The sequence below is a fragment of the Georgenia sp. SYP-B2076 genome (assembly GCF_003991205.1).
Taxonomy (GTDB): domain Bacteria; phylum Actinomycetota; class Actinomycetes; order Actinomycetales; family Actinomycetaceae; genus Georgenia.
The window spans coordinates 197,874-210,735 of the sequence record NZ_RXOZ01000032.1; the positions used below are offsets into that span (position 1 = coordinate 197,874).

The 12,862-nt window shown below is 72.9% G+C and carries 15 protein-coding genes; 9 read left to right on the forward strand and 6 right to left on the reverse strand.

The window, feature by feature from the left end:
• Positions 1-142 precede the first annotated feature (142 nt).
• Complete coding sequence (locus EJK16_RS13645; protein ID WP_127130201.1) at positions 143-565, forward strand: CBS domain-containing protein; 423 nt, start codon at positions 143-145, stop codon at positions 563-565.
• Positions 566-726: 161 nt separating this feature from the next.
• Entirely contained in the window at positions 727-1,134 is a 408-nt protein-coding gene (locus EJK16_RS13650; protein WP_240646073.1) for a DUF4383 domain-containing protein, read from the forward strand.
• A 108-nt stretch (positions 1,135-1,242) separates the two neighbouring features.
• Here the strand turns inward: EJK16_RS13650 and EJK16_RS13655 are convergent, their stop codons facing one another.
• On the reverse strand, positions 1,243-2,334 hold the full coding sequence (locus EJK16_RS13655; RefSeq protein ID WP_127130203.1) for a YihY/virulence factor BrkB family protein: 1,092 nt from the start codon (positions 2,332-2,334) through the stop codon (positions 1,243-1,245).
• Positions 2,335-2,439: 105 nt separating this feature from the next.
• Here EJK16_RS13655 and EJK16_RS13660 point away from each other — a divergent pair, with 105 nt between their 5' ends.
• Both EJK16_RS13660 and EJK16_RS13665 read left to right on the forward strand, forming a co-directional pair.
• Positions 2,440-4,287: a glycoside hydrolase family 15 protein gene (locus EJK16_RS13660; RefSeq protein WP_127130205.1), complete on the forward strand. Its 1,848-nt coding sequence runs from the start codon at positions 2,440-2,442 to the stop codon at positions 4,285-4,287.
• A gap of 51 nt (positions 4,288-4,338) precedes the next feature.
• Entirely contained in the window at positions 4,339-5,988 is a 1,650-nt protein-coding gene (locus EJK16_RS13665) for a patatin-like phospholipase family protein (protein ID WP_127130207.1), read from the forward strand.
• Between the two features lie 27 nt (positions 5,989-6,015).
• Here EJK16_RS13665 and EJK16_RS13670 read toward each other — a convergent pair whose 3' ends face one another.
• From EJK16_RS13670 to EJK16_RS13680, 3 genes are all read right to left on the reverse strand, one after another.
• The gene (locus tag EJK16_RS13670; RefSeq protein WP_127130209.1) at positions 6,016-6,879 is read right to left on the reverse strand and encodes an SDR family oxidoreductase; all 864 of its coding nucleotides are present in this window, start codon (positions 6,877-6,879) and stop codon (positions 6,016-6,018) included.
• A 14-nt stretch (positions 6,880-6,893) separates the two neighbouring features.
• Positions 6,894-7,079 carry a hypothetical protein gene (locus EJK16_RS13675; RefSeq protein ID WP_127130211.1) on the reverse strand — a complete coding sequence of 62 codons (186 nt, stop codon included), beginning with the start codon at positions 7,077-7,079 and terminating at the stop codon, positions 6,894-6,896.
• Positions 7,080-7,154: 75 nt separating this feature from the next.
• Entirely contained in the window at positions 7,155-8,144 is a 990-nt protein-coding gene (locus EJK16_RS13680) for a threo-3-hydroxy-L-aspartate ammonia-lyase (RefSeq protein WP_127130213.1), read from the reverse strand.
• Positions 8,145-8,744: 600 nt separating this feature from the next.
• Between EJK16_RS13680 and EJK16_RS19650 the strand changes: the two genes are divergently transcribed.
• Positions 8,745-8,882: a hypothetical protein gene (locus EJK16_RS19650; protein ID WP_164737349.1), complete on the forward strand. Its 138-nt coding sequence runs from the start codon at positions 8,745-8,747 to the stop codon at positions 8,880-8,882.
• 103 nt (positions 8,883-8,985) lie between these two features.
• Entirely contained in the window at positions 8,986-9,366 is a 381-nt protein-coding gene (locus tag EJK16_RS13685; protein ID WP_127130215.1) for an antibiotic biosynthesis monooxygenase, read from the forward strand.
• A gap of 136 nt (positions 9,367-9,502) precedes the next feature.
• Here the strand turns inward: EJK16_RS13685 and EJK16_RS13690 are convergent, their stop codons facing one another.
• Complete coding sequence (locus tag EJK16_RS13690; RefSeq protein ID WP_127130217.1) at positions 9,503-10,186, reverse strand: hypothetical protein; 684 nt, start codon at positions 10,184-10,186, stop codon at positions 9,503-9,505.
• A 96-nt stretch (positions 10,187-10,282) separates the two neighbouring features.
• Here EJK16_RS13690 and EJK16_RS13695 point away from each other — a divergent pair, with 96 nt between their 5' ends.
• Complete coding sequence (locus EJK16_RS13695; RefSeq protein WP_127130219.1) at positions 10,283-10,948, forward strand: histidine phosphatase family protein; 666 nt, start codon at positions 10,283-10,285, stop codon at positions 10,946-10,948.
• A 280-nt stretch (positions 10,949-11,228) separates the two neighbouring features.
• Positions 11,229-11,819: a lysophospholipid acyltransferase family protein gene (locus EJK16_RS13700; protein WP_205739765.1), complete on the forward strand. Its 591-nt coding sequence runs from the start codon at positions 11,229-11,231 to the stop codon at positions 11,817-11,819.
• 142 nt (positions 11,820-11,961) lie between these two features.
• On the opposite strand, the gene EJK16_RS13705 is transcribed toward EJK16_RS13700, so the two are convergent.
• On the reverse strand, positions 11,962-12,165 hold the full coding sequence (locus EJK16_RS13705; RefSeq protein ID WP_127130221.1) for a cold-shock protein: 204 nt from the start codon (positions 12,163-12,165) through the stop codon (positions 11,962-11,964).
• A gap of 244 nt (positions 12,166-12,409) precedes the next feature.
• Here EJK16_RS13705 and EJK16_RS13710 point away from each other — a divergent pair, with 244 nt between their 5' ends.
• Positions 12,410-12,844 (forward strand): GNAT family N-acetyltransferase, encoded by a 435-nt coding sequence (locus EJK16_RS13710; RefSeq protein WP_127130223.1) that lies wholly within the window; start codon positions 12,410-12,412, stop codon positions 12,842-12,844.
• Positions 12,845-12,862: the final 18 nt, after the last annotated feature.

A 12,862-nucleotide genomic window follows, 5' to 3' on the forward strand; every position in this document is an offset into this window, starting at 1 on the left:
CCTGCCAGGGCTGCTGGTCCTCGTGCCCATGGCGGGTGTGCCCTTTTCCGGATGCAGGTCGAGGATCCACTGCCTAGCCTGAGAACAGCCTCGGAGCAGTATCAGGTGATGATGAAGTCACAGCGATCAAGGGGGGTCCACCATGATCGGCAAGAAGGCCCGGGACATCACGACCCCGGATCCGGAATGTATTCAGGAGACCGAAACCCTGCTCGTTGCCGCGCGGAGGATGCGTGACCTCGACGTCGGTGCGCTGCCGATCTGTGGTGCCGACGGCATGCTCAAGGGGATGGTCACCGACCGGGACATCGTCGTGCGATGCATCGCCGAGGGTGGTGACGTCGTCGCCATGACCGCCGGTTCGCTCGCCGAGGGCAAGCCCGTGACCATCGGCGCCGACGACTCGGCGGAGGAGGCGATGAGCACCATGGCGAAGTACCAGGTGCGCCGGCTCCCCGTCATCGACGGACACAAGCTCGTCGGCATCATCTCCGAGCAGAACCTTGCTCAGGAGCTCAAGGACCGGAAGGTCGGTGAAACGGTCGAGTCTGTCACGGAGCCGTGACGGCACCGCCCACCCTGTCGGCTCTCCACCTCGCCGCGCGGCGCCTGCCGTGTGGCAGCGGGACGGTCGTCGTGACCGCCCTCGCGCTGTGCCTCTCGGAGGTTCTGAGGACCAATGATCCTGCTCTCTCCCGTCAGCACGCCACAGGCACCCGCTCACCGATTCAAACCGCCGCCCGCGTCGTCGGCATCGTCTTCCTGCTCGTCGGCATCCTGGGATTCATCCCGGGGATCACGACGGGCAACCTGCAGGCCGCGAGCCACATGTCCGACGCCCACCTGCTGGGGATCTTCCAGGTCTCCGTGCTGCACAACATCGTGCACCTGCTTTTCGGCATCGCCGGCTTGGCGATGTCCCGAACGGCTTCCGCAGCTCGCACGTATCTCGTCGGCGGCGGCGTCATCTATCTAGTGCTGTGGCTCTACGGCCTGGTCATCGACCAGAACTCGGCCGCCAACTTCGTGCCGGTCAACACCGCGGACAACTGGCTGCACTTCGTCCTCGGCATCGGCATGATCGCCCTCGGCCTGGCGCTGCGTCGGCGGACGGCTACCACCACCGCCTGCTGAGCGCCGCTCCACGCCGGGCACGTCCCGGGCCCGCTGCGGGGCCCGGGGAACCCGCCCGAACGAAGGCACGTCGCCCGGCCCCGCCGACTCCGCCCCGCCGACTCCGCCTCACTCCTCGTGGGGAAGGTCGTCGTCGTCCACCCACCCGTGCGACTCGCGCAGGCTGCGCGAGCGAGCCTCGTCCTGCCGGCGCCGGCGGCCGGCACGCTCGCTCGCTCGGCTGTCCCGCACGGGGACCTGGACGGCCCGGTCGGCCCGGATGCCGGCCTGCAGCTGCCGGGCGCGCTCGATCTCGGCGTCGAGCTCGGCGCCCAGGAGGAGCGACATGTTGATGATCCACAACCAGATGAAGAAGACGACGATGCCCGCGAGCGCCCGGCCGTAGGTGACCTCGAACCGTCCGAAGACGTAGACGTAGAAGCTGAACGCATACGAGGCCACCGCGGCGAGCGCGAGGGCGAGGACCGACCCCGGGGAGATCCACCGCATGCGGGGGTGCCGCACGTTGGGTGTGGCGTAGTACAGGACCGCCACGACGAGGATGGCGGCGGCCAGCAGCACTGGCCACCGCGCGACCTCCCACACCAGCAGGGCGCCCCGGCCGACACCCAGGACCTGCCCGACGGCCTCCGCCACAGGCCCGGAGACCACAAGCATCAACGTGACCAGAGCGGCGTACGAGACCAGCAGGACGGTCGTGAGCAGGTGCCACAGCGTCAGCCGCCACAGCGGTCGCCCCTCCTGGACCCCGTAGACCCGGTTCATGGCCCGGCCGAAGGCCCCGACGTAGCCCGACGCCGTCCACAGGGCGGTGACCAGCCCGACGAGGAGGGTGACGGCCGCGGCCGGCTGGTTCAGGACGGCCAGCGCGGGCTGGCTCACCGTCTCGAGCGCCTGGTCGTCCGGGGCCAAGAGGCGCAGGATCTCGAGCATCGCCTGTGTGCTCTGCTTGCCCTCCCCCATGACGGCAAGCACCGAGACGAGAGCCACCGCCAGCGGCGGGATGGAGAGCACCCCGAAGAAGGTCATGCTCGCGGCCCGGTCCCAGCACTCGTCCTCGAAGAAGTCGCGCACGGCCTTGCCGAGCATGAACCGGCGCGAGGGGCGGCGGCCCTCGACCCAGCCGGGCGTCCGCTCGCGGACCCGCGCAAGACCGTCGTACTCCCTGCCCGCGCGCCCGTCGGGCTGCATGTCGGCCATCTCGTCCCTCTCGCGTCGGGTTCACACAACCACCGCTCGCGGCGGGCCGCGCGCCGTGAGGACGCGTAGCGTCTACCCCACCGGCACTCGAGGAGGAGCGTGGTCGTGGCTCTGCGGATCGAGGACTATGCGCTGCTCGGCGACACGCAGAGCGCGGCGCTCGTGGGCCGCGACGGATCGATCGACTGGCTGTGCCTGCCCCGGTTCGACAGCGGCGCCGTCTTCGCGGCGCTGCTCGGCACCGAGGAGCACGGCCGCTGGCTCGTCTCCCCCGTCGGGGAGGTCCGGGCCACCAGGCGCCGGTACCAGGGCGAGACCCTGATCCTCGAGACGGAGATGGACACGGCGGAGGGGACCGTCCGCCTCATCGACTTCATGCCCCCGCGCGGCGAGGCCCCCGACGTGGTCCGGATCGTCGAGGGCGTGGCCGGGCGGGTGCCGATGCGGATGGAGCTGCGCATGCGCTTCGACTACGGGCGTGTCGTGCCGTGGGTGCGTCGGACGGAGGGTGCGCTGGTGGCCGTCGCCGGACCCGACTCGTGCTGGCTGCGCACCCCGGTGCAGACCCGCGGGGAGGACTTCACGACCGTCGCCGAGTTCATGGTCGACGCCGGCGACCGGGTGCCCTTCGTCCTCACGTGGCGGGAGTCGCACCTCCCCGCCCCCGAGCCAGTGCGCGCCGATCGGGCGCTGCGGGAGACCCGCCAGTACTGGGCCGACTGGCTCCGGCCTTGCACCTACGACGGGCAGTGGCGCGAGGCCGTCATCCGTTCGCTCATCACCCTCAAGGCACTGACGTATGCGCCGACGGGCGGGATCGTCGCCGCGCCGACCACCTCGCTGCCCGAGCAGCTCGGCGGCGTGCGCAACTGGGACTACCGCTACTGCTGGCTCCGGGACGCGACGATGACCCTGCAGTCGCTCATGTACGCGGGTCTCGAGGTCGAGGCCCGCGACTGGCGGCGCTGGCTGCTGCGGGCGATCGCCGGGGACCCCGCCGACGTCCAGATCATGTACGGCGTGGCCGGCGAGCGCCGCCTGTCGGAGTACACGGCGGACTGGCTGCCCGGTTACGACGGCAACCCGGTACGGATCGGCAACCAGGCGGTCGACCAGTTCCAGCTCGACGTCTACGGCGAGGTCATGGACGCCCTGTACCAGGCGCGGTCGACGGGATTTGGCACAGGGGAGAGCACCTGGGCGCTGCAGAAGGCGCTCATGGCCGTCGTCACCGAGCGCTGGCGCGATCCCGACGACGGGATCTGGGAGGTGCGGGGCGGCCCCAGGCACTTCACCCACTCCAAGCTCATGGCGTGGGTCGCCGCGGACCGGGCCGTGCGCAGCGTGGAGAGGTTCGGGCTGGACGGGCCGCTCGAGGACTGGCGGCAGCTCCGTGACGACATCCGGGCCGACGTCCTGCTCCACGGCTACGACGAGCGCCGACGCACGTTCACGCAGTACTACGGCTCGCGGGAGCTCGACGCCGCCCTCCTCATGATCCCGGTCGTGGGCTTCCTCCCCGCCGACGACGAACGGATGATCGGCACGGTCGCCGCCATCGAGCGCGAGCTCCTCGTCGACGGCTTCGTGCAGCGGTACACCCAGCCCCCCGCCGGCCCCGACGGGCTGCCCCCCGGCGAGGGCGCGTTCCTCGCCTGCACGTTCTGGCTCGCGGACAACTACTCCCTCATGGGCCGCCACGACGAGGCCGCCCGGCTCTTCGAGCGACTGCTCGGCCTGCGCAACGACGTCGGACTCCTGGCCGAGGAGTACGACCCGCGAGCCAGACGGCTCGTGGGCAACTTCCCGCAGGCCTTCAGCCACGTCCCGCTGATCAACACCGCCCGCAACCTCTCTCACGGGGGCGGGCCGTCCCATCCGCGGGAGAGGACGACGGAGGCCGGCAGCCGCTCCGCCGACGTCGGCGAACAGGCGAAGAGCAGGGCGCCGTGACCGCCGGGCCGGGCAGCCCGGACCGCCACGGGCATCCCCTAGCCTGAGGTCATGAGGAACCGCTGGCAGCGACCGCCCGACCGCGAGGAGGTCGTCGGCCTCGTCCTCAGCGGGGGCGGTTCGCGCTCCGACTTCCAGCTCGGGGCGCTGCGGTACCTCTACGACCGTGCCGGCATCACGCCCCAGGTCATCACGGGCACGTCCGCGGGTTCCGTCCTCGCGGCCGTCCTCGCACAGTCGGGGGACCACGAGGGCCAGCGCGCGGGGCTGGAGGACCTCACCCGCATCTGGCTCGCCATGCGCCAGGACTCGGACATGTTCACCGCGCGTGAGTGGTACGCGACGCTGCGCGAGCGCGGCCCGGAGTGGGTCGAGGCGTTCTCCCTGCGCCAGCGGCGCCAAGGCACCCTCGGACGCACCTTCGCCCGCGTCGCCAACCGCACCACGCACCGGGCCGTGGCGCCGGCGGAGCTCGACGGCGCGGCCGCCCTCGCCGCGACGGGCACCCACCCGGACGGCGTCCCCGGGCAGGGCGGCGTCCCCGGGCAGGGCGGCGCGGAGACGGCCGCGGAGACCGCGACGGCCGCGTTGGCGGCCAGGAGGGCGGGCGACGGGCGTTCGGTGCGTGGTGCCGGCGGCGCCGGGCCGGCGGCGGGTGTGCCGGCGGCCGGCGGGCCGCCGCGCGGCGCCGCCGTCCGCGACGCGGTGAAGGCCGATCGGCCCACGGCGGGAAGCGCGTGGAACCCGGTCAACGTCGTCGAGCTCCTCACCGCCCTGCGAGAGGCCGGCCGTGCGCGCCCGGACCTCGAGCTCGTCGTGCAGGGGGCGCAGCGTGAACGCTCGATGTACCGGCTCGGCCCGATCGTCGAGGAGCTGCTCGACCCCGCGGTGTTCGTCCCAGAACGGGTGGCGACCTCCGGCGTCACACTGCGGATCGCCGTCGTCGCTTTGGAGTCCGGGGAGCTGCGCTACGTCACCGAGACCGGCCTGCTGGTGGACCGGCACAACGTGCCCCTGCCCGGTCCCGTGACGGTCGACCTGGTCGACTCGATCAGGGCCTCGTGCGCGATCCCCGCGGTCTTCTCCCCCGTCCGGCTCGGGGAGGAGCACTACGTCGACGGCGGGGTCCGCGAGGCCCTGCCCGCGGAGGTCGCCATCGAGGATCTCGGCGTCGACCGCTGCTACGCGGTGGTCGCCTCGCCGCGGGGCGTACCGCACCAGGGCAGCTACGCCGACAAGGACATGCTCTCGATCGTCCTGCGCAGCACCGCCGGCATCATGTCGGACGAGGGGCTGCGCGACGAGGTCGCGTACGCGCGGGCCGCGGGCGCCGTCGTGATCACCCCGGAGCTCGACATCCACGACGCCCTCACCATCGACCCCGGCCTGGTCTCGATCGCGATGGACTACGGCTACCTCCGGGCGGCCGAGGTGGTCGAGGGCGCCGGCGAGGACGAGGCTCGCCTGACCCGCGAGCTCATCGAGATGCGGCGCACCATCTGGCACACCGAGGCCGAGCTCCTGGCCCCCGCGCCGGATGGCACGACGCCGGACCTCGGTGAGCTCGTCACGCTCAAGCTCCGGCTCCGCGCGCTCGTCGAGCAGGCGCCGGCGGACCGGCTGCCGCCGGGCGCCGAGGGCTGGTGGCGGACCTTCGAGCGGCACCCCTGGGAGATCGCCATCGAGCCCACCTGGGCATGACCGCCCAGCGGGCGGGCGGTCGCGGCCTCAGCCTCGGCGGAGGACCTCCGTCAGCGGGGTGGCGTCGTGGCCCGTGAGCCGCGGGATGGCGTCGGTGACGCCGGCCAGCTCGCCCGCGGCGATGGCGGTGTAGGTGCTCACCCACGCGTCGACCTCCCAGTCGGGAGCGCCGTAGTGCGCGCGTGAGGCGTAGGCCTCGTCCACCGTCTCCTCGACGTAGCGGACCTCGCGGCCGAGGTGCTCGGTCAGGATGGTCGCGATCTCGGTGATCGTGAGCTCCTCGGGACCGGTGAGCTCGTACACGTGGCCGTCATGAGGAGCCGGGTCGAGGAGGACGGCCGTGACGGCGTCGGCGATGTCGTCCTGCGCCACGCCGGCCACCCGGCCCGCCCCGGCGGGCCCGCGGATCGCCCCGTCGTCGCCCACGAGCGCGGGCATGAAGTCGAGATACATGTTGTCCCGCAGGGCCGCGAAGGCGATGCCGGAGGCGCGCAGGCGCTCCTCGGTGGCCCAGTGGAGGCGGGCGTGGGTGAACGTGGCGTCGGGCGCGGCGTGGAAGTAGGAGAGGTAGACGATCCGTTCCACGCCGGCCGCGACGGCGGCGTCGATGAAGGTCTTGTGCTCGCCCAGCCGGTCGGGCGACTCCTTCCCGGAGACCATGAAGACCGTGCCGACGCCCGCGAGCGCCGCACGGACCGCGGCGGCGTCGTCGTAGGCGGCGACGGCGATCTCCGCACCGGTCAGGTTCGGCGCGCGGGACGGATCGCGCACGACGAGGCGCTGGGCCGCGCCCGCGTCGGCGAGGCGCCGCGCCACCCGTCCACCTACCTGACCTGTCGCGCCGGTGACGGCCAGGAGCCGGGGGGTCTCGGCGTGAGATCCTGCGCTCATCCGCCCGACCCTACTCAGGACCCGGCGTCATCCCCGGCGTCCTCGTCGTCCTCCTGCTTGGCGGCCAGGGCGTCGGGATCCTCGCCGCCGATCCCGAAGCCCGGGGCGGTCTCCGGGGCGCCCTGGCCGGGGTCCGCGGCGGGGATGCCCTGCTCGTCGTCCGGGTGAAGGTTGGGCTGGAACGGCTGCGCCATCGACATGCCTCAGGCGTACCAGAGCCCCAGGTTCCTCGCGCGCCGAAGGCCACCGCCGACGACGGAAGGCCGGTGACGTCCTCAGCGGGTCGCCGGCGTGCCGGTCGCCGGCGTGCCGAGCAGCGCCGCGTACCGGTCGACGTCGATGTTGCCGCCCGTCACGACGACCCCGACCCGGCGCCCCTGCAGCTGGTGCGCGAGCGTGCGCAGGCCGGCCAGGCCGAGGGCGCCCGTAGGCTCGACCACGACCTTCATGGTCGCGGCGAAGGTGCGCATGGCGGCGACCAGCTCGGCGTCGGTGGCCGTAAGCACGTCGGTGACCTCACGGCGGATGATGGCGAAGGTCAGCTCGCCCAGGTGCGTCGTCTGGGCGCCGTCGGCGATGGTGCGCGGGGTGGCGATGTGCACGATCTCCCCGGAGCGGAGGGATCGCTGGCCGTCGTTGCCGGCCTCGGGCTCGACGCCGTAGACGCGGCACCCGGGGGCCAGCGCGCGGGCCGCGAGGGCGCTGCCGGCGAGCAGGCCACCGCCGCCGAGCGGCACGACGAGCGCGTCGAGCGCACCGACCTCTTCGATGAGCTCCATCGCGGCCGTGCCCTGGCCGGCGATGACGTCGGGGTGGTCGTACGGCGGGACGAGGGTCAGTCCGTGCTCGGCGGCCAGGGACCGGCCGATCTCCTCCCGGTCCTGCGTGTAGCGGTCGTAGGCGACGACCCGCGCGCCGTAACCCTTCGTGGCCTCGACCTTGCTGGCCGGGGCGTCCAGGGGCATCACGATGGTGGCCGGGATGCCGAGGAGCCGGGCGGCCAGGGCCACCGCCTGGGCGTGGTTGCCGGAGGAGTAGGCGACGACGCCGGCTCGCGCCTGCTCGGACGTGAAGCGGGACAGCGCGTTGTAGGCGCCGCGGAACTTGAAGGCGCCCACCCGCTGGAAGTTCTCGGCCTTGAAGAACACCGTGGCACCCAGCTCGGCGTCGACGCGGCGGGAGGTCAGGACAGGGGTGCGGTGGGCGTGGCCGCGGAGTCGTTCCGCGGCCGAGCGGACGTCGTCGTACGCGGGAGGTACGGGCATGTGGGCAGTCAACCACGCGACAGGGCCACGGCGGCGGGCTCGCAGCGACGGGTCACGGCCGAGATGAGCAGGCCGCCGACGTGACCGCCGCTCGACGGCCGTGAGCGGGCCGCCAATATTCCGTTGCGCCTCGGACGTGACCGGTGCTGGAATCAGGTCATGCTCACCGATCGCCTCACCGACAACCGCCGCAACACCGGCGGCGCGGCCATCGGCAACGCCGTCCCGGTGCTCGCACCCGCCGGTCTGGCCTGCACCGCGCGCATCTGACGCATCGGGCCGGGACCGTCGTCGCCGACGCCCGCCCCGCGGCCACGCAGCCAGATTGCCCGAGGACTCCCGTCCTCTCACTGCCGCGCCCCGGCCCGCCGGGGCACGCCCGCCCACGCGCCCGGCTGCCCACGGCGCCGTCGCCGGGCGGCGGCCCGAGCTTGCCCGCGACCGTCCGGCGCCGGGCTCACCAACCGAGGAAAGGACCGAAATGGCTCCGCACAAGGACACGCCCTTCGCAAGCCCGAGACGGGGCGCGGCGACGGAGAAGACGCCCACCCCCTACCGCCTCCCGACCACCAAGAACCAGTACCCGAGAAGGAGAACCTGATGGACATGTGGCTCGAGCTGCACGAGTACCGTGCGCTGGACCTCATCCGCGAGGCCGAGGCCTCGTCCCGCCGTCAGGCGGCCCGGCGCCAGCGCACCACGCCGTTCCTGGCGCGACGTCGCCGCACCGACGGTTAGCGCCGCAGCCACCGTCGGTGCCGCCCCATCGGCGGGGTGCGCACGCACACGGCCGAGGCCGGTGTTCGCCGGGGCGGGGCGTCGCGTGGGTCATCATGGAGCCATGAGCATCGTGAAGATCAACGCCATCACCGTCCCGGCGGACAGCGGCGACGAGCTGGCGAAGCGCTTCGCCGCCCGCGCGGGCGTCGTGGACGGCGTCGACGGGTTCGAGGGCTTCGAGCTCCTTCAGCCCACCGACGGTCGCACCACCTGGCTCGTCGTCACGCGGTGGCGCGACGAGGCCTCCTACGACGCCTGGGTCGGCTCGGCGAGCTTCGCCGCCGGGCACGGTGGCGGCGACGCGGGCGGGGCCGGTGCGCACGGCGCGGGCGAATCCGGCGGTGCGCACGGCACGGGCGACGCGCCCCGGCAGCGGCCCGTGGGCGTCAGCGCGGAGCTGTGGAGCTTCGACGTCGCGGGCGGCAGCGCACCCGCTCGCTGACGGAGCGTCGCCGGCCGACGACGCTCCGGCCACCGGCACGCGAGCTGGCGGACGGCGCACGAGCTCGACGGCCGGCGCCGCGCCCGCCGTCGGCCGCACGCCCGTCAGGGATCGAGGGGCCCGCGGACCCGGGCCGTCACTGGTCGGACGACGTCCCCAGCTCGTTGCTGCCGAACTCCTCGAGGAAGCGGGGCCCGCTTGCGGCGAGCTCCGCCTCGAAGTCGGCGCGCCAGAGCGCGTAGGGGTGGTTGGCGAGCGTGTCGTTCGCGAAGCGCGGGTCGGCGGTGACCTCGGTGACGCAGAAGTCCGGGATCGCCAGGTCGGTGACGGGCCCGCCCCGCTCGCACTCGGCCACGATCAGCGGCGCGTTGCGTCCGAGGAAAGCGTCCAGCACCCACCCGTCCGAGCCGAGCCAGACGGAGTAGCGGTACTTCACGACCTTCACCCCGCCCAGGCGCACCATCGCCAGGCCGACGGAGACGTCGAGCTCCCGCTCCGCCTCGTACCGGGTGCCGCCGATGTACGGTCCCTTGGCGGTCAGGAAGCACGAGTCGAACCGGTCGGCGAGCGCGCCCAGGAGCGCGACCTCGTCGAGGCCCGCGGCCACGGGTGCGCCTCCCCCGGCGGGCGGGGGCGCCGCCGCGCCCGGCAGGGCGGTCGCGGGCGCCTGCAACCGGATGCGGAGCGCGTACCCCTCGGCCGCGAGGAAGTAGCTCTGGACGATCAGCACGGGGTCCGGTTCGCTCAGCGCGGCGGCCGGCAGCTCGCGCACGAAGAACTTGCGCTCGAACTCGAAGTCGCCGTAGCCCGTGTCGCTCATGGCACGAACGTACCTGCAGCCGCGCAGCCCGGTGGGATGTGCCTGGCGCGCTGGACCGGGCACCCCCCGCCCGCACCGGTGGGAGAGGATGTGCCCATGCGACTGATTCTCGTGCGGCACGGCCAGACCACATCGAACCTCGGCGGCCTCCTTGACACGGCTGAGCCCGGGGCCGACCTGACCGACCTCGGCCGCAGGCAGGCCGCGGCCCTGCCCGGCGCGCTGGGCGACGAAGGGATCGAGGCCATCTACGCCTCGACGCTCGTGCGCACCCAGCAGACCGCCGCGCCGCTCGCCGCGGCCCTGGGCCTGCGTGTCCAGGTGCGGGCAGGCCTCCGGGAGATCGGTGCCGGCACGCTGGAGATGCTCGGGGACACCCCCTCGCTGGACACCTACATCGGCACCTTCCTGACGTGGGCCGACGGCGATCCGGACCTGCGGATGCCCGGCGGGGAGAGCGGGGCGGAGTTCTACGCGCGCTTCGACGAGGTGGTCGCCGAGGTGGCCGGCTCGGGCGTGGGCACGGCGGCCCTGGTCAGCCATGGGGCGGCCATCCGGTCCTGGACCGCGGCCCGAACGGAGAACATCACCACCGAGCACGTCGCCGCGAACCCGGTGACCAACACCGGGGCCGTCGTCCTCGAGGGCAGCCCCACCGCGGGGTGGTACGCCGTGACCTGGGAGGGCCACGCCCTCGGCGGCCCCCGCGTCGACGCCCCGAGCGGCGACGGCCCGGCGGGCGAGCCGGTCAGTCTCGTCTAGCGCCGGCGCCCACAGACCGCGCTCGCCAGGCTTCCCTCCCGGCACGAGCGCGCAGCAGTCCACCAGTTCCGGTCGGTCAGGCGGAACCTCTCTCCCTGAGCGGGGGATCCACCACGACGGACTGTGGCACCGGACGGGGCGTCACAGACCTTCGCCTGACGACCTCGCTGCGCGGTGAGGCCCTCGGGCCCCCGCACATCGGCGGGCACCGGGCACCGGGCACCGGGCACCGGGCGGTTCGTCCCACGGGCGGGCGCCGCGCTGCCGTAGTGTCTCGCTCGTGAGGACGATCCGGCACGCACTGGCGAGCGCCTACTGGGCGGTGAGCCGGTGGACCTACCGGTCCGAGACGGTGCCGCGGGACGGCGCCGGCATCCTCCTCGGGGCGCCGCACACGTCGAACTGGGACTTCGTGCTGATGCTCGCGATCAGCTGGCGCGCGGGGCTCCGCATCAAGTTCCTCGGGAAGCACGAGCTCTTCGCCGGCCCCTTCGGGCCGGTGATGCGCGCGCTCGGCGGCATCCCCGTCGACCGGCGGGACCCCGCCGGCCTCGTCGAGGAGGTGGTGGCCCGGGTGCGTTCCGGCGAGCGCTTCTACCTCGTCATCACCCCGGAGGGCACCCGCAGCAGTGCCGCGCACTGGAAGTCCGGGTTCTATCGCATCGCCCGCGCGGCGGGCCTGCCGGTCACGCTCGGCTACGTGGACCGCTCCACGATGACGACGGGGCTGGGCCCCACGATGATGCTCACCGGCGACATCGCGGCGGACATGGACCGGATCCGGGCCTTTTATGCCGGCAAGACGGGCATCAGGCCGGAGCTCGGCTCCGAGCCGCGGCTGCGCACCGAGGGCGAGACCACCACGGCCTGAAGGGGCAGGCAGCCGCCCCCACGCAGGCAACGGCCCCCACGCAGGCAACGGCCCCGCTCCGGCAGTCGCCCCCCGGGGTGCACGAAGGCCCCGGCACGATGTGCCGGGGCCTTCGTCAAGTGGAGATCAGTCCACGCTCAAATCAGAGCGGGCGGACGTTCTCGGCCTGCGGGCCCTTGGGGCCCTGCGTGACGTCGAACTCGACCTTCTGGTTCTCGTCGAGCGAGCGGTACCCGGACGAGGAGATCGCCGAGTAGTGCACGAAGACGTCAGCGGTGTTGTCGTCGGGGGCAATGAAGCCAAAGCCCTTTTCGGCGTTGAACCACTTCACGGTTCCGGTTGCCATGGTGTTCTCCTTCTGAAGCTCAAACGGTGCCGGGGATTCGGCGCCGCTTGTCACGGTGTTCGTCGTCTGCTCCATGAAGGAAAAGCAACCCGGCCCGAAGGTCGGGGGCAAACAAACTCTGAGTGCACTGTAACTGTAGGTATGAGCGTACGGCATCCGCGCCGCAGATGCACGTGGATCGGCACACACCGGCTCGGGCGGCCCCACCGCTCCCCTCACCGCGACGCGTCCCTACGATGTGCGGATGCAGATCGCCCCTCGCCCGGCCGACGACCCCGCGCTCGCCCGCCTCCTCGCCGCCGCCGTCGACGAGCTGAACGTGCGCTACCCCGAGGAGCCGACGGAGCACGCGCTCGACCCGCGGGCGGAGTTCCTCCTCGCCGACGTCGACGGGCACGCGGCGGGCTGCGTCGCCCTGGTGCCGGTCGATCCCGGCGCCGCCGAGATCAAGCGGGTGTTCGTCGACCCGGCGTTTCGCGGGCGCGGGGTCGCCTCCGCGCTGCTCGCCCGTCTCGAGGCCCTCGCCCACGAGCGGAAGATCGCGACGCTGCTGCTCGAGACGGGTGTCCGCCAGCCGGAGTCGGTCGCGCTCTACGAGAAGCTCGGCTACATGCCGATCGAGTCGTACGGCCCGCACGTGGGCAGCACACTCAGCCTGTGCTACGCCAAGGAGCTGTAGCTCCCGCGACAGTTCCTC